A 20678-nucleotide genomic window follows, 5' to 3' on the forward strand; every position below is an offset into this window, starting at 1 on the left:
ATTTTCTCCTGTGAGCCTTTCTTCTTCATATCAGCTTCCGGTAATCGTTCCCCGTCACATCCTGGTCAGCAAGGTAATGCATAGCCGCTTCGCGCCCTTGCTGACCAGAACGATTCCAGGGAGGCCGAACCGTCAGGCGATACGAAGACGAAATTCACACTGACGGAGAAACAACCATGACTATGAACCTGCATACCCAGACAAGCGCCCCTAATCCCGCACCGGCGACCAGCGTATCCCCGCTGGAGCAGTCAGGCTCCTCAAAAACGAAATTTTCTAAGGGCAAGGCCAAACCAGATGTTTACCAGGTGGTGACTGACAGCATCATCGAAGCGTTAGAAATGGGTGTTAAACCGTGGGTGTGTCCGTGGAAGCGTAACGGAGCTGTGTCAGGTATTCCGTCAAACTTCACCACCGGCACAGCCTACAGCGGGATGAATATCATGCTGTTATGGTGCAGTGCTGCAAAGCAGGGATTTAATGATTCTCGCTGGTTAACCTACAAACAGGCTCAGGAGCAGGGCGCACAGGTTCGTAAAGGTGAGCACGGTACTACGGCCATCTTTTACAAGACGCTGGAAAAAGAAGCTGAGGATGGCGAAATCGAAAAAATCCCCATGCTGAAAACTTTCACCGTGTTTAATGTTGAGCAAATCGACGGGCTGGACATGTGTGCTGAAAATGACATCGGGATTGAACCACTGGCGGTAGGAGAGTTTGATCCGCTGCCGCAGGTTGAAGCACTGTTCCAGCGTACAGGCGCGAACATTTCAGAACGTGGCCAACAGGCATTTTTTAAACCGCTAACGGATGAAATCTGGTTGCCGGAGCGTTACTTGTTTGCCGATGCCGCTAATTTTTACGCTACCGGCCTGCATGAACTGACGCACTGGAGCGGGGCGAAAAGCCGTTTAAATCGTGAAATGAAAGGGAGATTCGGATCGGAAGGGTACGCTTTTGAAGAATTGATCGCCGAACTTGGAAGCGCGTTTCTGATGGCTGATTTAGGCGTTGTAGGAGAGGTTCAGCACGAAAGCTATATTGCATCATGGCTGAAATCACTGAAAGACGATAAACGCTACATTTTTAAAGCGGCCAGTGCCGCATCTAAAGCGCATCGGTATTTGATGGACTGCTGAGGGAAACGGGAGAGAGCATTGCCCACATATCCACATGAGAGAAGCCAGTGAAGCGGGGAGGCCAACAAGCCGCCCCCGCGAACGGGAGCGCCTCTACCGGCGGTGCAAGCCGGTAGAGGTCGATTGTGGGTATGTGGACAATGCGGAGAGGAGGGAGTAAGTGCCGGGGAAAGTTGCCGATGTTTAATAGGCCGGTGCTAAAACTTCGCTTTCTGCCCACAGGCGATTAAATTCTTTCTCATACTGTGCCGCAATTTGCGGAACGCCTCGTAACACTATGTTGTTTTCGGCGTTGCGTGTGTCGGCGCTGGCCGTGTAATTAAATGACCCTGTTTGTACTGTGCTGCCATCTGCGATCATCACTTTGTTATGCATGATGGCGTAACGGCTGTTGAGGCGCACAGGAACATGATTATTTGCCAGGTAAGTGACGGCTGAATAACGATCGCCGTTCGCTTTCCCATCTGCTACGACGCGAACGCGAACGCCTCTTTTTTGCGCGGAAACGATCGCCGTCGCAATAGGCTTACTGGTGAAGCTATACGCCTCAACATCAAGTGACGTTGAGGCGTCATTGACCACCGACAGAACGTTTTGCAGTGCGGTATGTGACGGAGAAAAACCGACGCTGACGGTTGGGGCGGCAAAGGCCGGGAAAACAACCAGGAGAAGGGCAGGCAGAGTAATTTTAAGCATAGGTTGTTAACTCCAGGGCTTTTAGTTCATCCATTGTATAAAAGCGGAATACGTTACGGTGCTTCGCTTCCAGCGTGACATGTTGGCTGTTTTCGATAACCTGCTTTATCGTGTCGAACAGCAGCATTAATGCCCGTTTCTTTTGCTCATCCGGCACAATGTAGAACACGAAAAACCAGAGGTTTTCCGTTCGCGCTCTCAGGTGACTGGCGATAATTTGCTGATAGCGTGCTTTCGTTTTTAAGCTACGTTCCGTTTCAATGGCGATCCGTTTACCATTTGGCAGCGTGATTAATCCGTCAGGCCGGTGCTTCACCTTAAACTGATTTAAAAAGGTGTTACGGTCGCCGTTAATCCAGTCCGTCGCGCCTTTTTGTGCCAGCGTCAGGTGTACCAGTTGGTTATCCAGATGGTGATCGAGGCTCCAGCCTTTTAACTTTGCCGGTTCAAATCGGGCGGGGAAAATCTTGTCTTCGGGGCTGAGTACGACGGCGATCCCATCCTGGGTTATTCCCCACAGCGTGAGACTGCCAAGGCGAGAGACGAAAACATATTTTTGAATAAGTCCCATCCCTTCCAGTTTATCGAGCAGAAGGTAAAGCGGTTGATGTGCCTTATACCTAAAAAGTTGTTTTAGCGTGTCAAAATCGCTGTAGGTTTCCTCTTTCAAAAAATTAAGAAGCTGTGCCATTTTCTCACTGTTACGGCCTTTGCGTTCTTTATCACTACTTATCAACATGGCATTCCCTTATTCATCGAAATCAAAAGAGGACGTTTCAGCAACCGGTTCAAGAGGAACTATTTCGGCAGGTTTATTTTTCTCTGCCTCCACTAAAACGGGTGTTGTTTGCGCTGCGGGTGCGTCAGTAAAGTCGAGCGGCTTTTTAATCGAGATGGGTGTGATCGGCGTGACGTCATAAACCTGTAACGGCTGTTTTTTCACTTTCAAGGGTGAGATAAGGGAGGCTCGGGGTAATTCTGTGGCCGTGAAAATATAGCTAACGAACGGAGGCAGGTTTAACAGCATGTTGCTGTCGATATAAAAACGTTCCGCCTGCCGGATCGTGCGCTCGTCGTCTATAACTTCGGTCAGTACCCGATTGGTTTTTGCTTTGCGACTCTCATCGTCAACTAAAATCGTACCGGACATTTTCGCCACCCATAACGCGGTGTCAGGGTCTTGCAGTTTATACACCAGTTTAAATTTTGCGTTTTCCACTACGGCACCCACCACGGCGTCGCCGTTTAAATCGGCGGGGCAGTCGCGTAAATCGGCAACGGACTGGTGATCCATAATGATATGCACGCCTTTATCTCGGGCAGCGCCTAAACCCTCAAGTGCAGGCCGTGATAAATGGTATTTTAGTTCGGCCAGGTGAATAGCAATCGGGCGTGGCGTGGTATTGATTCGGTCGCGTAACTCAGCAAGCTGCATTAACCGAACTAAAATCATGCGTTGAGTTGCGATCACTTTACTGTTGCGCATTGAACCGATGATGTAACAGCAACCGCCGTCGTCAAAAATCTTTTTTAATGCTAACCCATCTGGGGCATTAATGGAGTTTAATAAAGCCAGCTCCTCTATTTTACCGAAGAATCCTTTAATCGTTTCGGCAATGCTCTGCACGAAATCGCTGTTGAATAAATCGCGGATCGTAGCAGTTGGGTTTTCGTTGATTAATTGTGCAGTAGCGCGTGCAGCTCTGCGGTCGTCGATACGATAGAAGTCGGCGGCTTCGCCTTTTTCTGCCAGGCTAAATCCAGCTATAAAAAGTTCTTCCAGGTGTTCAGCAGTAATTCCGTCGATAAGGTTTAGCTGATATTCCGGCTTATTTAAATCAATAAGGTAGAAAGGCTTTCCTGCATCTTCACACGCTTTCCTTATTAAGTGAGGTGCCCATTCGTCATTTTTTGGATCCATTTCAAAAACGCCCTCACCGGCCAAAATACTTTGATAAATAAGTAACCCTGTTGCTACGCCTTTACCTGCACCCGTCGTACCAATGACATCCGCATGTTGTTTTTGCCAGTCACTGAGCGGAATGTATTGCGGGTCTCTGTTTTCATTGAGGCCAATAAAAACGCCTTTTTTTAAATCAATAAATTGCTCGGGGTCATATTTTTCAGTTGTGGGAAGTAATGCTTTTATTTCCCGAACGTCAGTGCGCGTATTTCGTTCTAGGCTGGTTTTTTTAACCATTTTCCTTTTGAGTTTATCAATCTCTGGTGAGAGAATGCGGCGTGCAACGTAATGAAATATCACGCCGACCACAGTAAATGAAATCAATATCGCCCACAAAATTACTGGCGTACTTACTTCCAGTCTTGACGGGTATAGAAAGCGAAGTACGTAAGAGGTAGCTGGTGATATTGTGCCAAAAATAAAGCATAAGAATGAAAAGCAGATAATAACACGCTGCCATATTGGTGCTTTTTCGTGTTCATCCCGCTTTAGCGGGACAATAAAGGGTAGTGTCAGTCCTGATAACAAAGCTAACAATAGCTGATGCTGTTGCATATAGCCGAAGAACGCAGTGGCGTTATCGACTATGGGCATTAGCTTCTCTGTGATTTTATTAAGCATGTATTAACCTTTGAATGGTTTCTTTCGGTGAGCTATCTCGGTGAATCCACTCAGTGACACGCTGTCACCGAGTGGATTCACCGAGTTGCATGGAGATCTGAGAGCGTTAAAACTGTGCCCGCAAGCGGGCATGTTGAGGGGGCTAGAGTCCCCTCAACAAAGGCATGTCCCATTACATGCGGGCTGGACGCCCTTATTTCATGAGACAAGGGGGTAATGTCGCGGCTGGACGCCACGCCAAAACCCCCAAAGGTCAAGTGCGGCAAACCGTCCACGCTACGCGTGACCACCCCCCTTACGAAGTGATTTTGACCTCTATTTTTTCGCCTTCGTCTCAAAATATCGGAAATCACTACTCGTAACGGGGGTGGTCACGCGCAAAGTCGTATTATTCTCGTTCCTCGAATAATGCTCCTAAGCTTGGACGGTTTGCGGGGCGATGCCCCCCAAATAAACCGCTATCGTGGGCGATAGCTTTTTGCTCGCTGGGGCGGCAAAATTTATTCGGCTCCCCCCAACTAACTCGGTTCACTGGGGGTGAACGCTCGTTAGTGGTTTCGGCGACGCCAAATTAACAATTTTTTCAAAATTGAATTTAGCTGCCTCAATCCACTTCCCGTTAACAATTCATTCTGAATTGAACGATAAGTTAAAACCATCGTTAGCAATTTTTCAAAATTGAACGATTAAAAAATAACATCACATTTCCTCTTTGCGGATTTTGTTTAATATAGTATTTGCTTTATACGAGTCGTATTCTTTTATGTGTGGATGTAGTGTGGAAGCGATTTCTATAAACTTATCCCGTTCATCATTATTCAGGCTGTCAGCGAATTCATGTATTTCCTGGGAAAGGAACTGGTCGTATAAAGTATCGTGTAAACCACAGCGTCGCCCTGCGCTATATTCCATTCTTGAAATAACAGACTCTGCTATATATACAGCATCTTTAATTGTGGGGTGTTTTATCCTGGTTTTCATTTTTGATTTCCTCTGCAATTAAAAAATCATCCAACGTTGCACCTGAGTTTAACCGTTCCTGAATTGATCGTGGCACCCGGCCAACACCAGACCATTTTTTAATGGCGTCACCGTCTCTGTACTGATATTTCATCCGGCGGCGTGATCTTGTTTTTATCGCCGCTACGGTTATTAATTCCTCGGGTGAAAAACCCTCGCTGACAATCAGTGCTAACAATTCGCTGCGCTTTTCGTTGCGTAATTGAATAGCTTCTTGTTCTTTTTCCTGCTGCGCTGCCCACTCACTGATATGTATATCCAGCTTGTTTTGCAGGTCGATTAATAGTCCGTAGTCACAACGTTTAATAAACTGCTTCATGTTGCGACTAGAGGATAGGTAGGTGTAAACATCCTGATATTTAATGTCAGACATAATGAAAGTTACCTAAGTTAATGGGGAGTGGCGGCATGACGCCGCCATATAGGTGAAAGGCTTATTTACGTGGTGGAAACTCAAACGCAGTTTGCCCGGTGGCCTTATCTTTTAGCACCACGAACGCCGAGAACGGCTTACCCGCTTTGCTGGTAAAGCCTTTAATCTCTGCGCTTTTACCTTTACTGATGATGGTTTCAACCTGATTCTTGGTCAGGTTTTTACCCGCTATTGTCGGCCAGATTTTAAAGTCGCACTGAGTACAGCGGAATATTTTAGGGGTCACAATGATGCTGCTACCGCAGGACGGACAGGGTGCGTTTAATCGCTCAAACTGGCTCTTTTCACTTTTTTCTTTATCGCTGGCCGTCACGTTGACTGCGCTGACATCGACGTGTTGAAGCTGCTCCGCAATAAAGATTTCCAGCTCGTCTAAAAACGCATCGCAGGTCATTTTCCCCTTTTCGATCTGCTGTTGCTGCTCGTGCCAGAGTGCGGTCATATCGGGTTCGGTAGCGATGGAGGGCAGGGCATGAATAAAGCTGATGCCTAATTCCGTGGGGATAAGCTTCTTTTTTTCCACGGTATAAAAGTTGCGGTTCAGTAAGGTTTTTAACATTTCGGCGCGGGTTGCCGGTGTGCCGATCCCGCCATTTTCCCCCTCAGTGTCTTTGTCCCGGCTGACTAATAAAGCTTTAATACGCGGGTCTTTCACATATTTTGCCACGCGCTGTAAATCACGTAACAGCGTGGCTTCTGTATAAAGTGGCAGTGGTTTGGTTTTCTCCGCTTTGACGGTGACGGTTTTACAGGTTCCGGCATCGTTCACGCTTAGTGCCGTTAATACGGAAAATAAGCCATCGCCATTATCTTTCCCTGGCTCACTCTCGCCGTCGCCGCTTTCAGCGTCGCTGTCGCTCTCTTGTAAAAGCGCCGTCCAGCCCATCCCGGTTGTTTTCCTGGCACTGGCCGTGAAGGTGTTGCCCGCTGCGCAAAAAATGACGCTGGCCGCCAGATACGTTTTTTCCGGTAAGAATTGAGCCAGGTACTGCGTGGCAATCGCGGTGTATACCGCGCGTTCGTCCTGGCTCATTTTTGCTGTGTCGGGCGCGGTGCCGGTCGGGATAATCGCGGTATGCGCTCCGACTTTACCTTCATTAAAGGCACGGCTTTTTCTGTTGCTGTCGAGGTCGGCCAGAACTTGCGCGGGAAATGTGCCGCTTAATGCTGCACTCACCGCCGCGATAGTCTGAGGCGCATCATTAAACTGTTCGTTATTCAGGTATCGACAATCTGAGCGGTTATAGGTGATCGCCTTAAAGTTATCGCGCAGCGATTGCGTCACGGCCAGCGTTTTTTCAGCGGGCAGACCGTGCTCACGGCTCATGTGAACCTGCAAATCTAACAGCGAGAAGGGCAGCGGTGCCGGTGATGTTTTCGGTTCGGTCTGTGCCTGTGTCACCGTGGCGGGTTGGTGCTGTGTAGTACTGGCAATATTATCAGCGTAGTGCTTATCGATAATGCGTTTTTTATCGTCCGTAGGGGCCTCGTCTGGTACGGAAAATCTCGCCGGTATCTCTCCTCCGTCGCAACGGGTCAGGTCAACGCCGTTAATCATAAAACCGGCGCTGACAGCGTAATAAAACGCTGCCGCATGGTTTTTGAAGGCTTCATAACGGTGAACGATCAGACCCAGTATAGGCGTTTGTACCCGACCAACCGATAACACATCTTTGCCGCCTTTTTTACGGGCGGCGAGGGTGTAACCACGGGTCATATTGAAGCCAAAGAGTTGATCGCCAACGCTTCTCGCTAATGCGCTTTGGGATAATCCGTAAAACTCGTTGTTGTCGCGTAATTGCGTCAGCGCCTGTCGCGCTTTCTCCGTGTTCAGGTCATTGATGAGGACGCGCTTCACTGGTTTTTTCGTGCCGGTGTACGTCAAAATTTCATCAATTAAAAGCTGGCCTTCGGCGTCGGGATCGCCAGCGTGAACAATCTCACTCGCCTTTTCAATCAACGCCGCCACCGTTTTAAACTGACCTGCGGTGCGCTCAATCGGCTGGTAGCGGTGCGGGCGTAGTTTCAGCGGTAAATCAGCCTCGTTCCATTTTTCATAAGCGGGATTATGACTTTCAGGCTTGACCAGCTCGAGCAGGTGGCCTGATCCCCACGTCACCACGTCGGTGCCACATTCGATATAACCGCCACGGTTTACACCGTTGCCCAGGGCAAGGGCGATCACTTCACCCAATCCTTTCTTTTCTGCGATAAAAAGTCTCATGATTACCCCCTGATCCGCCCGAATTGGCTGATGATCTTGGCTATAGCTGCCGGGTCTGCGGCTTTGCATTCCCCCAAAAGCGCTTTACGCATGTTTGATGTTTTCGATGGGTCAAATCGGCCTTTCTTTTTAAACGCGTTAATACTGAAAAAGGATTTTTCGGCACTGCTGCATTCACTGCCGCCGCTATTACCGGTTACTTTGCCGTACATACACAGGACAACTTCACACGGGTCTGAAGCAAATGAAGGCGTAGAAAAGCCAGCGGTCAGGCACAGCAGTGCCGCCGCGATTGCGGTTTTTTTCATAACGTTTTATTCCTTGAGGTGGTTTTGAGACAAACAAAAGACGGCTAACGCCCTCTGGTTGTTCAACGCCGGAAAAACAGATTGAAAATCTGTCTCACCGCCGTTATCGGGAAAAATAAATGTCGGTGGTGTTGCAGGTCAGGCAGTGAGTTTTTGGAAGATAAGAGATAAGCCCTTGTGTACCGTGTTGTCTCAACCAGGCTTTAGCAGCAAAGAACGCGGTCGCATCCGGCGCAGAGACGGCAACGTGTGGGGAATGAGCAACGGCATACCAGACATCAGGCGTCCAAATCTGCCCTTCATCCTGAAAATCCGTGATCACTCTCGACCACTGCCCGGACACGACCGGCGACGGTGTAACAACTGTATTTTCCTGCCATAAAGGCAATGTGCTGTTGGTCGGCGAAAGGGGCTTATCCCACTCGACGGCTGCCGGTTCGGGCGGGGATGAGCAGCCCGTGAGTACCAGCAATGCACTGAGTGCAACCAGCGGTTTAAAATGTTTCATTCCTGAAATTCTCCATCACACCGGCGCGATGCACCGGCTTAAAGTAAATATCACCCATGCGGCGAATATCGCCGCTCACGTCAATGCTGGCGATGACATCAATGCTGTTCAATACCTTACGCAGCAGTACCGAATAGGGGATGTTCTGGCATTCCATGTTTTGATAACAGCGTTCTGCTAGCCCGTTAATGGCCTCTTCCGGGCTACCAGCGTGCAGAGAGGTGATCAGCCCTTCATGCCCCGAGCCGATGATTTTCAAACAGTCCCAGGCTTCACCTCCACGCACCTCGGCCAGTAAAATACGGTCAGGGTTCATGCGGTAGTTAGCCCTGACCAGGCTGGCCGGGGTCACAATGGCTTTTTCCCCCGCATCGGCGGGGTAAAAAAGATGTACATAATTTTCATGGCCGTAAAAGCGCGTCTCCGGGTTGTCCTCGATAGTCACCAGTCGCAGGTTGACGGGGATATACCCGATCATCGTTTTCAGGTAGGTTGTTTTCCCCGACCCCGTACCGCCCACGATGATGATGGTCTTGCCATATTCGACACACTTCTCCATAAAAGCGGGAATAGCTCCGGCATTGTATAAACGTAAAAGCTCGTCATCATGGCTTGCTGTTTTCTCCTTACCCGTGACCCGGTCGTAAAAGCCGCCGTCGATATAGGACTGGTGGGGAATTTGTATCAGGGAAGGCTTGCGGATAGTGATCGACACCGTATCTCGCTCACAAGCCGGAGGCATCACCACCTGGCAACGTTCGCCAGATTCGAGCGTGGCGGACAGCACCGGCGACGTATCATCAATATGGTCGCCCTGATAGTTGGCAAGCGCGGTGGCAAACGTCTGACACTGTGCCAGCGTGAGCGGAACGGGGTGTTTTTGCCATACTCCGCGAATTTTGGTAAACAGCTCTCCGGGACGGTTTACCGCGATTTCGGTCAGGCCATCGAGGTGAAGAAAATCCCCGAACATGCGCTGTTTATGCTGGTCGAGTGAAATGTTACTGACGCCCATAATGCCCTCCTTATTTGAGTTTCAGGCTGTAGACGCCTGAAAAATCGATGTCTGAACCGGTCATGATGCCGATGATATCGCCCTGATTTTTGTAGATGGTTGGCGGGATATTGATGCTGTTATCCAGCGCCGTTTTTGCCATTTCAGCGGCGGCAGCGCGTGAATTTTCCGTGTAATCGGTATTGCGGTCTTTCGACGGGGCGGAACTTGCCGCCGCTGCGGCGACGTCCTGCACGGTACTGAGCATCATTGCGTTGCCGAAACGCTCCCAGAAATGCGTGTCGATCCAGCCATCAATACCGGCCTCACCGAGCTGGCCTACGACCTGAGAATCAACCATCGGGATTTTTAGCCTGTCCGGGGTTCTGAGTTCCGTCCACATCACGAACATCCTCGCCTGGCCGTGATTGAGTGTGCCGGTCTTGTAGACGCCACGGGCGCGGGTGCCTGCGGGTATCAGCCGTACATGGGTGCTTTCGCTGTAAACGTCCTCAGATATCAGGCAGGAAATACGCCCGGCAACGTCGGACACAAAGCGGGTTTGAAGCGTACAGGGAATATAGGTATCGACCGGAATATACAAATCCGGGTCAAGCCGCATACGTTGTACGCCGGTTACGGTGGAAACTGCCGGTGCCACACCAGGTGATGCCTCCGCCCCGACAGGACAGGCCAGCTTTCCGCTGGCATCCATGACCAGCGGCACCGTGCAAGGTGTATAAGGTTGCGCGGTCGCGGGAGATACGCTGTGCTCTGTGGTACTGCGTTCAGCCGTGCGCGAAACTGTGGCGGTTTGGCCGCTGCTTTGCGTGCTGGCCATCGCCGCCAGTGCCATAGACTTGTTAAATGAGACGGGCGGAGCGGCGGCACGAGGAAGGTTTGTTGTGGTATCGGTCGAAGCTGTGTCCTGCAACCCCAGCGGGTTTTCAGCCATTCCCATGCCCTGACGTTTCCGTCCGTAACTGACATCATCCGGTGCCGTTTTTGCCTGTTCAGCCTTGGGGGCTGGGGCGCTCATGAAATGGTTATAAGCCCAGTCACCCATCCAGGCTAATACGATAAGCGCCGCTAAAAGCAGTATTCCCAGCGTCATAAGACGATTTTTACCGCGCTTTTTGAGGCTGTTTACCTCGGGTTGGTCGGGTTTAACGTCCTCCACCGGCGCAGACTCTTTACGCTGTGCCTGCGCCCGTTCGCGTGCTTCAACTTCCAGCTCGGCCACCGTTTTTTCTCTCTCGGATGAAGGGTTTTCGCTCCCATCGAGAGGCGTTGGGTTTTGCGTATCCGTCATGGTTTTTCCTCCAGTTTAACCGCCGGTGAAACGGTGCTGCCGTTGCTGACCGTTGCCAGACCAAATCCCTGATTAACAATGCCCACCACGGCGTCGCCGTAGCGTAAGACCAGCTTTGGAGCCAGCGAGTGAACGACCATCACGCGATAGTTTCCCTGTTGCGAGAACGACGGGATGGTCGTTTGTTCTTTGCCGTTGACGAGCAGGAAGGGACTCGGGATCTTTTTCAGCGGTGAAAAGCCCAGGTAAGTGAAGCGGCCATCGTCATAGGCAAAGTCCGGCATAGCCATTTCACTGCCCTGCTTCACACGCTGCGCATAGTTCCAGTTTCGCGGTGTAGTGGCGGCATTAAACGCTTTGGCGATGCGGCTTTTTTCCTGCGCCTCCGTCAGCTCCTTTTGCCGCGCCTTCACGGCTTCCATGCTGGCCTTACGGCTGGCCTCGGGATAATTCCAGGTCACAACAAACGCCAGACTGCTTGCCGGTGCGCCTTCATCGAGTACGTTAAGTTCCAGGCTGTAGAAGTGTGCCGACGTGGTGACAAACAGGTTGGTTTTCCAGTCTTTCGACTCGGGTAAAAATGCCTGCTGGACGGTTGAGCCGTCCGCATCCGTCACCGGCTGCGTGATGGGGGCGGGGCGAATATAGACGCGGTTCGCCTCCTTTGTTACCGCCCATCCTTTAATGAAGCCGACTTCGGTACTGATCACCGCTTCATCATCGGCAAAAACTAACGTGGTGACGTAACCGGCGCGGGTGTTGATCACCGTGCTGTTTTGCACGTTGTACGCCACCTGCTGCATACGGCTGTCGTACCGGCTACCCTGCGGGGTTGCGGCTCCCCACGCCGATGAGCAGAGCATCAAAGTGAGAATGACGAATAGATTACGCATTATTCTTTCCTCAGTTCTTTGTCACGCTGGTAACTGGTGACGATGAAGCCCAGCGGATTACTCTCACGCTGCGCGTCAGTCAGCGCCTTGTGTGGCACGTAGTGGTATGTCAGACGAACGTTCCAGAATTCGACGCGCGTCGCGCCGTCAACAACGTGGCGGATGGTTCTTTTCAGTCGGAGGGTTGCCAGCATATCGGGCGCGGTAGCCTGGCTGATGATATTGGAAATGACCTCAGTTTCCACCACGTTAGCCGCATTCTGATACACCTTGTCGGGTGCATCCTGTCCGGCGAACCAGGCAAGATAGTCCGCATTGACCTGTCCGCTGTTAAAGAGCTGCACCGTGTCATAATTGCTTTGCAGGGCGAAATAGTTGTATCCCTCCCGGAGCGTGGCGTAATTGGCGGCGAAGGCTTTCGCCATTGCCTCCTCGGTCGCAATGTCTTTTTCTTTCACTCGGGTGACGTATTCCGCCCGCCCGCTGTGGCTGTCTACGGTGTAAAGTTCGACCTCCGTGTGTTTTAGCGGAAGCATGACAATGACGGCCACAACGGAAAGTAAGGCAAATACCGTGGCGACGGCGGCGATAACAAAGGCGAGTTTTTTAGCCCGCGCATCGCGTGTCAGCATCACTTTTTCAAACGACTGCGAGGCATTCAGCATTTTTTGTAATTCAGACATTATTCACCTCCTGCATAACGGAAGCGGAATTAACGGGTTGAAGGTCGCCGGAAACATCCGGCGGGAAATGGTTTTGCTGTGCGCAGCCCGCAAGGGTGCACAACATCATAAATATGATGAAGCGTTTCATGGTTTAGGTTCCTGAAAGGATTAAAAAGTAATGAGTCGTGCGATGGGAACAGGTGTGGCGGGATATCTGCTAGTTCTGGGCTTTCATTTTCTCCACTGCGGCTTTTGCCGATGCTTTGGCATTACTGGCCGATGAGCCTTTGAGGTTATTCGCTGCCTTATCGCCAATACTGCCTAAAGCATTCCCCACGGGCTTTCCTACGGTACTTGCGGCTTTTTTCGCTGCGCCCCCGCCTGCCATTAGCCCCATTTTAGCCGCGCCCTGTACCACACCCTGTACGCTAGCCCCTGCCAGTGAACCGGCAATTTTTGCCGATAACCAGACTACGAACCCGGAACCGATACCGGCAAGGCAACACTGTGCGGCCAGCGTTACAATGTTGTTGGCATTAGCCCCGACGCTTGCTTTGTCCAATATGTTACTAAGGTATTCAATCGCGATCCGTAAAGATAAGGCCGAAAACATGAGGGTCAGGATAGCGGTGAAGATTACCTGGAGCCAGTTATTGAACATCGGTCGCAGAAAACCGTAGATAAGGCAGAAAATGAATATGGGTGCCGTTGTTGTCATTAATAACAACATTATTTCAGCCCCCATATTAACAATGGTGGCGATAATTAAGGCTACTATTGTTCCCCCCCAAACTAATAGCTCAGCAATGCCGCCATTGAGTTGCACATAGGTTGAATTATCTAGGTTAAATAAGGTTTGCCCCAGCGTCTGAGCTTTACTCCAAAGTGTATCTAGTAAAACCCAGACATTTTCACTTCCGCTGAAACCATCTTTTAAACCGTTAATGGCAGCAACCGAGGCGTCTAGGTAGCCATCTGCATTAGTGACAAATGCTAGGATGATCCCCATTCGCGCCAAGTCCCACGCTACGTCCTCTACCGGGGTATGTAGCTTCCCCGCCAGTGTCTGATAGCCACGCCAAAGAATGTACAAAGTGGCAGAACCGGTAACTAATCCTGCCATCAGCGTTGAATACAGGGACATTTGCCCCTGTAAAACACTGTTTAAGCCATTCATTACAGCGGCATCCATTCCAGAGAAAACACCTTCGCTACTCATGACTTTTATTCTCTGGATGCATCCTGCTTTTTACGTACTCTGTTTGCACTTTTTGTAGTCCAGCTACAACGTCAGGCTCATTCATTGACCTTTTGGAAGCATTCACAACAGGGATGCACCGCTCACTGCTGAATGTTTGGGTTTTCAAACAATCGGCATAGTCTTTTATTAATTCGTCATGATGAGCCATATACCACTCTTCAGTTTTTTTCTCTTCACAACCACCTAAAGCAAACAGGCTTAAAACAAGCAGGGAGGATAAAATAGTGCGGTTATTGATCGTCATATGAAAAATCCTTGTTATAAGTTGTTCAAATCGGCCACCGGTGCGTTGAGTTGCTGCTGCTGGCCTGCCTTTTGTCGCTGCGATGTCAGCATTTGATCACGTAGTTCCGACTGTTTCACGCTCATTTCCCACTGCGTGGTCAGAGCGTTTAACTGTACACTTTTTGACGTTATGGTGTTCGCCAAATCCTGTGACTCTTTAGCGTCTTGCGACATTTCTATACGACTTACAAGGGTAGAAATATCACTCACCGTACTGTTGATCTTCTCCTGTACCGCAGTGGTATCTTCGACGGCCACCGCCCGGTTAATGACGATTTGTTTACAGGTATCAGCATAGCTTTGTGTCTGCGTAGCATCACAGGTGTCAAACATCTTGTACTTGCTATACAAGCCGTTTAGCGCACTGCTGTATGACCCGCCGGAGTTCGTCAGCAGGTCGTTGAGTGAAATGCCGTTTTTTTGCAGGTTTTTAAGGTCATTCGACAGCCCCTTAGCCTGGCTCAAAAAGTCCTGCACGTTGCGTACGCCGGTCGCGGTCGCCAGTTGCGATTTGTAGGCATTAAGCTGGGATTTATACTGTTCCACCGTTTTAAGCCAGTTTTGGGCGTCGGTCGCGTATTGAATCTGACGTAATGGATCAGCATCAACCATGACAGGAATACCGGCATAGGCTGTCAGTGATGGACACAGCAAAGCCCCCGCAATATAGGCGGCAGACAGAGTTTTCAGTTTCATGTTATTTCCTTTCAGAGTGCGAGTTGCAGGTAGCGTTCCAGCCAGTCGTCCGGCTTCATGCCGTCCTGAAACACAGAGTCAAAAATTTCGAGGTTGTCAGCGCTGCTACTTAACACTTTTGTATAAGTACCAAGCCCGGACAGGTCAAGGGTGACGAGTGCCGCAAAGTTGCGTAAGTCACCTTTTTTCAGAGGACTTTTCACTATCACGAACTGGCGTGACAGCGGATCGAGGTTCTTGATGATATCGAAGATTTCCGGGGCGACTTTCAGGCCGTCAACATAGTCTTTGCGGTCAGCCTTCGGGTTTGCCGTAAAAATTTGCGTGCCGCACTGCTCCACCACGGCAGGAGATATCGGGTTAATCAGTATTTCAGCCGGTGATTGTGTGCCAGGAATAAACACGCCATTCAGTTTGCGGATGACTTTCAGCACGTTAAAGGCGAAATCAGAAAAGACCGGGTCGTTGAGCCATTTCCAGAATTCATCCATTAAGATCACCAGGCGTCGCCCGTCGAGCAAGCTGGTGACGCGATACAGCAGGTAAAACGAAATCGGCGCACACACGTCGGCATCGTCCAAAAATTCCGTGCCATCGATGCCGAAATTGTCGCATTCGCCAATATCAAAGGTGTCCAGGGCATTATCGAAAACCCAGCCGTATTCGCCACCCTGCGCCCACTGTGACAACCTGACGCGTAACCCGTTTTCCTGCGCTTCCTTCGTTGGCGGCTCGGTAAGGTTCTCCAACAGCCGGGTAATACCAAACCCACGGTGTTCAGCCGGTAGCTCCTTCATGACCGCATCCACTGCCTGACTAAGACGCAGCTCGTCGCGCGGGAACAAGGTTTGTCCGTTGCGGGTGCAGAGTATGCGCATCAGCTTCTTGATGAAGTTCAGATTGCGTTTGGTCGGTGGAAGCCGGAAGGGATTCCAGCCGGTAGGCTCACCGCTTTTCACCTTATAATACTGGCCACCCAACGCCCTTACGTTGAGTTCTGCCCCCCTGTCCTTATCAAAATAAACGGTAGTAAGACGCTGCGTTTTAGCCTGCGGCGAAAAACTCCGGGGTTGCCGATATTTCTGCATCATGACCTGAATGAATGCCATCAGCATTGTTTTGCCCGAACCGGCGGTGCCGATAACGCTGGTATTGCCTAGATTTTTCTCGTTGAAATCATCCTTATTGAGCATTGAGTTGTGCAGGTTCATGTAATACGCCCCGCCCGATGGGGTTTTGAGAACGCAAAGCGCTTCACCCCAGGGGTTCTTATCCCGTTTCCCCGTATAGAAGTTATGGAATGACGCCAGTTCTGCAAAATTCTGGCTGCTGATGGGGACAAGTCGCGGCCTTAGCGTGTACACCCCCGGCATTTGTGCCAGGTAGGCAGCGGGCAGCGACAACGTGGAGAGCGTCGGGGTGATACCCAGATCGGTGAAGGCGTTGATCAGGCTGTTTGTATCTTTAATCAGCCGTTCTGTACCGGGTGCCGATACCATCAGGGAAAAATGATATTTACCAAAGGCAATGTGTCCGGCCTGCAACATGTCCAGGGCAACAAATAAGTCTTCCTGCTGCGAAATGGCATCATCTTCCGTGCTGCGTAAACGCTTGGCCGTCTGCTTGATGTGCTTTTGCGCTTCATCTTTCGCCATACAGGTAAAAGACTGGGTGATCACATAGTCACACGGGGCATACAGCAACACGTTCATTATCCCGGTGAAGGATTCCGGCGCGTAGTCTTTCACTTCCAGCCCACGGAAGAAGGTCTTTCCGTTTACGTTATTGCTTTGCCCGGCATCGCCGGTGAAAAACAGGTCGGTTGTGCCGAGCGTTTCATAAAATGGCGTGCGCGTAACGGCTGTTTTCTGCCAGACGCCGCTTAACAGCCGCCGATAGAAAGACAGTTGCGACGAAAACACGCGGCCATTTTCTTCATACGCCCCGAGTTGGTTCGCGGTGAAACGCGACAGGGACGTGCCGACCGTCTGGCAGATCTCCAACATCTCTTTTAATGCACTGTCTAACGCATGTTGCTTCTGTCCGTCGGACATCCGTTTGCGCTCGACCTTATCCAGTCCGACAAAGGGCATATAACAGGCGGTGAAGAACAGGCGATTATGGCGGAAAGGATGGTTTTCAATCGTCGAGTAGTACCGTTCGCTGACCGTATCGGCAAAATCGTTACCCGAATGCCCGTCAAAGTGATCGTGGTACGTTTCACGGATATTGTGAACGTAAAACGTCACCGGTCGCCCTTCAAAGGACTTAATCAGGTTATTAAACTGACCAGACAGTATGTCGAGATTTTCTTCCGTATCACATTCAAACGCCGTTCCGCCAATTTCCCACGTTGCGATCAGGTCGCTACCTCGGGTTTTAATGACGTTTTCATGAATGTGCGACGAATACGGAATGTGCTTGGTGAGCGTGACCCGTTCGTTAAGTCGCATAGTGTTGATGAACTCCGTGATGTCTACGGCGTCGTAGTCGTTCGCCAGGAACGCCGTTGCGCCGTAGTGGGTGTTGCACGTCTTATTGCCCCGCGTTTTCAGTTTTAAAAAGGCTAATCCGAAAATGTGGGCATCCTTTCGAGCCATCTGGTTCATGACAAACCAGCTTACCGGCAGGAACAGCAACAAAAGTTTAGTGAGGTATATCGCCAGCAGGATAATTGCCCCACTGACGATAACTAACGGCACCATCGGAATGCCAAACAGCATAGCGGGGCGCGTCAGGGCTTTATTCAGCGTGACCATTTCCGCCCCTTAGCTCATCAACAGAGCGCCGATTTCTGCACCGCTGGCAATAAGAATGCCGCCAATGATGATCCCTTTACAGTCGTGAAGGCTTTTGCCGTCCCATAACACTTTGTAACCCACCCAGATAACAGCGATGGTAATGGTGACGATGGCCAGACCGGTGAGGCCAGACGAGATTTTTTCCAGCAACGTTTCGGCTTTGGCGAACCCGTCCGCGAATGCCGGTGAGGACATGGCAGCAGAGGCCGCAACAGCAGCAAGGTAGGCAGGAGCATTTTTAATAGAGCGTAAAATTTTCATGATATTTCCTTATTTAGATGTAATGACTACAAACTCCCCCCGCACAACCTGTGACGGGAAAGAAACGGGTGTAGCCTGGTTAGGTGACACTTGCGTGTCGGAGGTGATGAGATCGCCGCGTACAATACCTTTGGGGTAACGTATCTGCGGCGTGGGTGCTGCATTGCCTGGTGTGGCGTTTTGCTTTTCTTGATCGGCCTTGCTGGAAGGCACGACATATTTTTGCGCGGGTTTGTAACCCATCCGCTGTACATAGCTGGTTTTGGAAAATGCGGCTTCGGGCTTCTGGCCGGTATCAAAGTTGCCGGAGTAATAGCAACTCAGCGCCCTTTTCAGGGTGCCGCCCCGGAGGTAGCAGTCAGTGATGATTTTTTCGAAGACGGTCAGGTTGGTGCAGGGATTAAACAGTTGTTTTGCAGTGACACCGTAACGGGAAAAATTAGCCTGGTTGATTTGCATCAGACCAACTGAGTAATTTTTACCTTTCGCCTTGAGCTGGTCGATATGATCAAGAGCGTCGTTTATGTTGCTGGGGAAAAGCCCTTTTTTCTGGCCTACAACACCAATAGCAAAGGGGTTTAACCCCGACTCAACTCTGGCTACATCATGCGATGTATCCGGGTGAATGGTTGGGGCGCATTGCATGGCCAGAGTCAGAAGCACGGCGGATGAAATCATGTGTCCTCCTATTAGATGGTTTATTCCTCTTCAGTGGGGGGAGCCTTCTGCAACTGGTTAAGCAGTGAGGCATGGCCTTTTTTGGTGAATTCATCAATCAAGTAGTGAAGGAATGTTGTTGTCTTGATATTGGTGTTGGATAAATAACTGATTTCACGAGCATGTTTTGCTAACAGTTGGTAACGCTGCTGTCCGATGTAAATCACCGCCGTACTCGTTGGCTCGCCCAACTTCTTTTTCGGCATGGATATGGCTACTCCTATTAAAAAGGCACCGCAGGCTATTGCCCGCAGTGCCGGTATGTATAAAAGAATGAGGTTGGGTTTAAAGGTTGGACGATTGTAAAAGGTGTGAAAAGGCAACCTGCCGTTGTTCTATCGACCTGATAAGCGAGATTTCCTGAATTTTTAGCAGCAAAGCGGGCGAAATATTACGGCACTCAATAGCTTGATCATCATTGTTCAGCGCTATCAAGCGGGCGCATTCAATCGCGGATATCACTTTCTGGGGAACCGTACAGGCATCTGAACCGAAACGAATGAAGCCGATGGCCCCAGGGATAGAGGAAATCGTTGATGTATGGATTTTGTTGATATCAAAAGAGAGGAACAAATAATTAGGGAACAACACTTTTTCGTCGATCCGAACCGAATTACAGTCGGTTCGGTGAGAGACTCTTACATAACGAGGACAAAAAACACTAACGCCTAAGCTTTTGACCCTTTTAGTTATTTTGTCAACATCCTGAGTCTTGCAGTACAACACATACCATAAATTCATGTTTCCCATCCTTGTGGGCATAAGCCCCCATTTTCCGCCGCTCTAGCTTGGCGAAAACTAGAACGAACGTACTCATAAACATGATAAAACAACTGGATATAAATACAGTGCTGCTATTATATCCAGTTGTTTTATTGCGTCAACCTAAAACACTTTAGAGATAATAACATTAATGTTTCGTAAATCAAAACATAATGGGTGTGTTTTGATTTACGAAACGCTAGCGAACTACTCACCCGATATGATCAGTAGCTAAAAAAGGTGAGTATTATGGTGCCAAAACGGTTAAAAGAAGCTCGTGAGTTGGCTGGTCTTTCACAGGAAAAACTAGCGCAACTGGTTGAAATAGAGAGTGTAAATAGTCGTTCTAGAATATCGAATTATGAGGCAGGACGTTTTACCCCGCCTTTTGACTTTATTCTTCGAGTGGCCAAGGTTTTGGGGTATCCAGAGTACTATTTTTATACAGTTGACGACGAGGTAGCTAAAAACATCTTAGAGAATCATCGTAAGCTAATGAATTGTAATGATAATCCCCTCAACCATATATTGGTTGAGAATAAAAAATTACGTGAACAACGTGATGAAGTTCGAAGATTATTAAGCCAATTCAATGACTGTATGAAGGACTAATGGGAAGGGGCAACGCTCGCCGCAGCCTTTGATTGAGGCGGAGCGCAGCCATAGGCGAGCACCGAACACTCAAAGCGAGGAAGCGAATTTCCACTGAATTAACAAAGAAATGCGTTCACTCTGAACCTACATAGGCAAGAGAAAACCCCTGTTGATATTCACAATATTAATAATGTTGAGACTCAATATCTGTATGAATTGATTAGGTAAATTAGATATGTTCTTTGCGGGATCTTTTGGTGGGGGAATTGATCGTTGCTTCACTACGTGGTAATTTACCTGCGTTTACAAGTATTCATACGGGTGGGACGTTCCCGGTAATAGCGTCTAGGGAAAGGGTGATAGGCAAAAGCCACACCCTGAATGCAAAAACCCCCTGAAATCCTGACGAACTTGGCGGAACGAGGGATATTCAGGGGGTCGAAAGCAGGCGCGGCGCCTGAAAAGGATTATAGCAAATGCATAACCTAAAACAACCCCTCTTCCTCGCCATAAGCGCGGGCGGGC

The 20678-nt window shown here is 49.7% G+C and carries 23 protein-coding genes; 2 read left to right on the forward strand and 21 right to left on the reverse strand.

Annotation, left to right across the window (positions count from 1 at the left end; translation table 11 throughout):
• Window positions 1–176 precede the first annotated feature (176 nt).
• Window positions 177–1139 (forward strand): ArdC family protein, encoded by a 963-nt coding sequence (locus tag NHG65_RS26885; RefSeq protein ID WP_279680335.1) that lies wholly within the window; start codon window positions 177–179, stop codon window positions 1137–1139.
• A 183-nt stretch (window positions 1140–1322) separates the two neighbouring features.
• Here NHG65_RS26885 and NHG65_RS26890 read toward each other — a convergent pair whose 3' ends face one another.
• The 21 genes from NHG65_RS26890 to NHG65_RS26990 form a co-directional block, all read right to left on the reverse strand.
• Window positions 1323–1835 carry a phospholipase D family nuclease gene (locus NHG65_RS26890; RefSeq protein WP_209634088.1) on the reverse strand — a complete coding sequence of 171 codons (513 nt, stop codon included), beginning with the start codon at window positions 1833–1835 and terminating at the stop codon, window positions 1323–1325.
• Window positions 1828–2574, reverse strand: coding sequence for a MobC family replication-relaxation protein (mobC, locus tag NHG65_RS26895; RefSeq protein WP_070134284.1), 747 nt, complete (start codon window positions 2572–2574; stop codon window positions 1828–1830). The genes NHG65_RS26890 and mobC overlap by 8 nt, the downstream gene beginning before the upstream one ends.
• Before the next feature lie 9 nt (window positions 2575–2583).
• On the reverse strand, window positions 2584–4419 hold the full coding sequence (locus NHG65_RS26900) for a type IV secretory system conjugative DNA transfer family protein (RefSeq protein ID WP_139240067.1): 1836 nt from the start codon (window positions 4417–4419) through the stop codon (window positions 2584–2586).
• Window positions 4420–5118: 699 nt separating this feature from the next.
• Window positions 5119–5400, reverse strand: coding sequence for a hypothetical protein (locus tag NHG65_RS26905; RefSeq protein WP_414060592.1), 282 nt, complete (start codon window positions 5398–5400; stop codon window positions 5119–5121).
• Window positions 5369–5812, reverse strand: coding sequence for an H-NS histone family protein (locus NHG65_RS26910; protein WP_227739373.1), 444 nt, complete (start codon window positions 5810–5812; stop codon window positions 5369–5371). The genes NHG65_RS26905 and NHG65_RS26910 overlap by 32 nt, the downstream gene beginning before the upstream one ends.
• A gap of 61 nt (window positions 5813–5873) precedes the next feature.
• A complete protein-coding gene (locus tag NHG65_RS26915) occupies window positions 5874–8096 on the reverse strand; it encodes a type IA DNA topoisomerase (protein WP_414060593.1) in 2223 nt (740 codons plus the stop codon).
• A 2-nt stretch (window positions 8097–8098) separates the two neighbouring features.
• Window positions 8099–8404, reverse strand: a complete 306-nt coding sequence (locus NHG65_RS26920) for a conjugal transfer protein (protein ID WP_071704394.1) — start codon at window positions 8402–8404, stop codon at window positions 8099–8101.
• 103 nt (window positions 8405–8507) lie between these two features.
• A complete protein-coding gene (locus NHG65_RS26925; RefSeq protein WP_071704395.1) occupies window positions 8508–8912 on the reverse strand; it encodes a cag pathogenicity island Cag12 family protein in 405 nt (134 codons plus the stop codon).
• Complete coding sequence (virB11, locus tag NHG65_RS26930) at window positions 8899–9927, reverse strand: P-type DNA transfer ATPase VirB11 (protein ID WP_040118348.1); 1029 nt, start codon at window positions 9925–9927, stop codon at window positions 8899–8901. Before virB11 ends, NHG65_RS26925 begins: the two co-directional genes overlap by 14 nt.
• Before the next feature lie 10 nt (window positions 9928–9937).
• Window positions 9938–11218, reverse strand: a complete 1281-nt coding sequence (virB10, locus tag NHG65_RS26935) for a VirB10/TraB/TrbI family type IV secretion system protein (protein WP_040118347.1) — start codon at window positions 11216–11218, stop codon at window positions 9938–9940.
• Window positions 11215–12111 (reverse strand): P-type conjugative transfer protein VirB9, encoded by an 897-nt coding sequence (gene virB9, locus NHG65_RS26940; protein ID WP_032490881.1) that lies wholly within the window; start codon window positions 12109–12111, stop codon window positions 11215–11217. Before virB9 ends, virB10 begins: the two co-directional genes overlap by 4 nt.
• On the reverse strand, window positions 12111–12794 hold the full coding sequence (locus NHG65_RS26945; protein WP_032490880.1) for a VirB8 family type IV secretion system protein: 684 nt from the start codon (window positions 12792–12794) through the stop codon (window positions 12111–12113). The genes virB9 and NHG65_RS26945 overlap by 1 nt, the downstream gene beginning before the upstream one ends.
• A complete protein-coding gene (locus NHG65_RS26950; protein ID WP_032490879.1) occupies window positions 12787–12924 on the reverse strand; it encodes a hypothetical protein in 138 nt (45 codons plus the stop codon). The genes NHG65_RS26945 and NHG65_RS26950 overlap by 8 nt, the downstream gene beginning before the upstream one ends.
• A 69-nt stretch (window positions 12925–12993) precedes the next feature.
• A complete protein-coding gene (locus NHG65_RS26955) occupies window positions 12994–13995 on the reverse strand; it encodes a TrbL/VirB6 family protein (protein WP_032490878.1) in 1002 nt (333 codons plus the stop codon).
• Entirely contained in the window at window positions 13988–14281 is a 294-nt protein-coding gene (locus tag NHG65_RS26960; RefSeq protein ID WP_032490877.1) for an EexN family lipoprotein, read from the reverse strand. Before NHG65_RS26960 ends, NHG65_RS26955 begins: the two co-directional genes overlap by 8 nt.
• Window positions 14282–14295: 14 nt before the next feature.
• Window positions 14296–15018 (reverse strand): TrbJ/VirB5 family protein, encoded by a 723-nt coding sequence (locus NHG65_RS26965; protein WP_032490876.1) that lies wholly within the window; start codon window positions 15016–15018, stop codon window positions 14296–14298.
• An 11-nt stretch (window positions 15019–15029) separates the two neighbouring features.
• A complete protein-coding gene (locus NHG65_RS26970; RefSeq protein ID WP_414060594.1) occupies window positions 15030–17777 on the reverse strand; it encodes a VirB4 family type IV secretion/conjugal transfer ATPase in 2748 nt (915 codons plus the stop codon).
• Between the two features lie 9 nt (window positions 17778–17786).
• Window positions 17787–18080, reverse strand: a complete 294-nt coding sequence (locus tag NHG65_RS26975) for a TrbC/VirB2 family protein (RefSeq protein ID WP_040118340.1) — start codon at window positions 18078–18080, stop codon at window positions 17787–17789.
• A 9-nt stretch (window positions 18081–18089) separates the two neighbouring features.
• Entirely contained in the window at window positions 18090–18758 is a 669-nt protein-coding gene (locus NHG65_RS26980) for a lytic transglycosylase domain-containing protein (protein WP_040118339.1), read from the reverse strand.
• 20 nt (window positions 18759–18778) lie between these two features.
• Window positions 18779–19003, reverse strand: coding sequence for a hypothetical protein (locus NHG65_RS26985; RefSeq protein WP_040118338.1), 225 nt, complete (start codon window positions 19001–19003; stop codon window positions 18779–18781).
• A 79-nt stretch (window positions 19004–19082) separates the two neighbouring features.
• On the reverse strand, window positions 19083–19538 hold the full coding sequence (locus NHG65_RS26990) for a transcription termination/antitermination NusG family protein (RefSeq protein WP_040118337.1): 456 nt from the start codon (window positions 19536–19538) through the stop codon (window positions 19083–19085).
• A gap of 270 nt (window positions 19539–19808) precedes the next feature.
• Between NHG65_RS26990 and NHG65_RS26995 the strand changes: the two genes are divergently transcribed.
• Window positions 19809–20171 (forward strand): helix-turn-helix domain-containing protein, encoded by a 363-nt coding sequence (locus NHG65_RS26995; protein ID WP_499183517.1) that lies wholly within the window; start codon window positions 19809–19811, stop codon window positions 20169–20171.
• The last annotated feature ends 507 nt before the right edge of the window (window positions 20172–20678 follow it).

It is taken from the genome of Serratia myotis (assembly GCF_027474885.1).
Lineage (GTDB): Bacteria > Pseudomonadota > Gammaproteobacteria > Enterobacterales > Enterobacteriaceae > Serratia > Serratia proteamaculans.

Bases quoted from the DNA above. Each gene is read 5' to 3' on its own strand.
- NHG65_RS26885 (WP_279680335.1), top strand. From the start codon at position 177: ATGACTATGAACCTGCATACCCAGACAAGCGCCCCTAATCCCGCACCG.
- NHG65_RS26890 (WP_209634088.1), bottom strand. From the start codon at position 1,835: ATGCTTAAAATTACTCTGCCTGCCCTTCTCCTGGTTGTTTTCCCGGCC.
- mobC (WP_070134284.1), bottom strand. From the start codon at position 2,574: ATGTTGATAAGTAGTGATAAAGAACGCAAAGGCCGTAACAGTGAGAAA.
- NHG65_RS26900 (WP_139240067.1), bottom strand. From the start codon at position 4,419: ATGCTTAATAAAATCACAGAGAAGCTAATGCCCATAGTCGATAACGCC.
- NHG65_RS26905 (WP_414060592.1), bottom strand. From the start codon at position 5,400: ATGAAAACCAGGATAAAACACCCCACAATTAAAGATGCTGTATATATA.
- NHG65_RS26910 (WP_227739373.1), bottom strand. From the start codon at position 5,812: ATGTCTGACATTAAATATCAGGATGTTTACACCTACCTATCCTCTAGT.
- NHG65_RS26915 (WP_414060593.1), bottom strand. From the start codon at position 8,096: ATGAGACTTTTTATCGCAGAAAAGAAAGGATTGGGTGAAGTGATCGCC.
- NHG65_RS26920 (WP_071704394.1), bottom strand. From the start codon at position 8,404: ATGAAAAAAACCGCAATCGCGGCGGCACTGCTGTGCCTGACCGCTGGC.
- NHG65_RS26925 (WP_071704395.1), bottom strand. From the start codon at position 8,912: ATGAAACATTTTAAACCGCTGGTTGCACTCAGTGCATTGCTGGTACTC.
- virB11 (WP_040118348.1), bottom strand. From the start codon at position 9,927: ATGGGCGTCAGTAACATTTCACTCGACCAGCATAAACAGCGCATGTTC.
- virB10 (WP_040118347.1), bottom strand. From the start codon at position 11,218: ATGACGGATACGCAAAACCCAACGCCTCTCGATGGGAGCGAAAACCCT.
- virB9 (WP_032490881.1), bottom strand. From the start codon at position 12,111: ATGCGTAATCTATTCGTCATTCTCACTTTGATGCTCTGCTCATCGGCG.
- NHG65_RS26945 (WP_032490880.1), bottom strand. From the start codon at position 12,794: ATGTCTGAATTACAAAAAATGCTGAATGCCTCGCAGTCGTTTGAAAAA.
- NHG65_RS26950 (WP_032490879.1), bottom strand. From the start codon at position 12,924: ATGAAACGCTTCATCATATTTATGATGTTGTGCACCCTTGCGGGCTGC.
- NHG65_RS26955 (WP_032490878.1), bottom strand. From the start codon at position 13,995: ATGAGTAGCGAAGGTGTTTTCTCTGGAATGGATGCCGCTGTAATGAAT.
- NHG65_RS26960 (WP_032490877.1), bottom strand. From the start codon at position 14,281: ATGACGATCAATAACCGCACTATTTTATCCTCCCTGCTTGTTTTAAGC.
- NHG65_RS26965 (WP_032490876.1), bottom strand. From the start codon at position 15,018: ATGAAACTGAAAACTCTGTCTGCCGCCTATATTGCGGGGGCTTTGCTG.
- NHG65_RS26970 (WP_414060594.1), bottom strand. From the start codon at position 17,777: ATGGTCACGCTGAATAAAGCCCTGACGCGCCCCGCTATGCTGTTTGGC.
- NHG65_RS26975 (WP_040118340.1), bottom strand. From the start codon at position 18,080: ATGAAAATTTTACGCTCTATTAAAAATGCTCCTGCCTACCTTGCTGCT.
- NHG65_RS26980 (WP_040118339.1), bottom strand. From the start codon at position 18,758: ATGATTTCATCCGCCGTGCTTCTGACTCTGGCCATGCAATGCGCCCCA.
- NHG65_RS26985 (WP_040118338.1), bottom strand. From the start codon at position 19,003: ATGCCGAAAAAGAAGTTGGGCGAGCCAACGAGTACGGCGGTGATTTAC.
- NHG65_RS26990 (WP_040118337.1), bottom strand. From the start codon at position 19,538: ATGAATTTATGGTATGTGTTGTACTGCAAGACTCAGGATGTTGACAAA.
- NHG65_RS26995 (WP_499183517.1), top strand. From the start codon at position 19,809: ATGGTGCCAAAACGGTTAAAAGAAGCTCGTGAGTTGGCTGGTCTTTCA.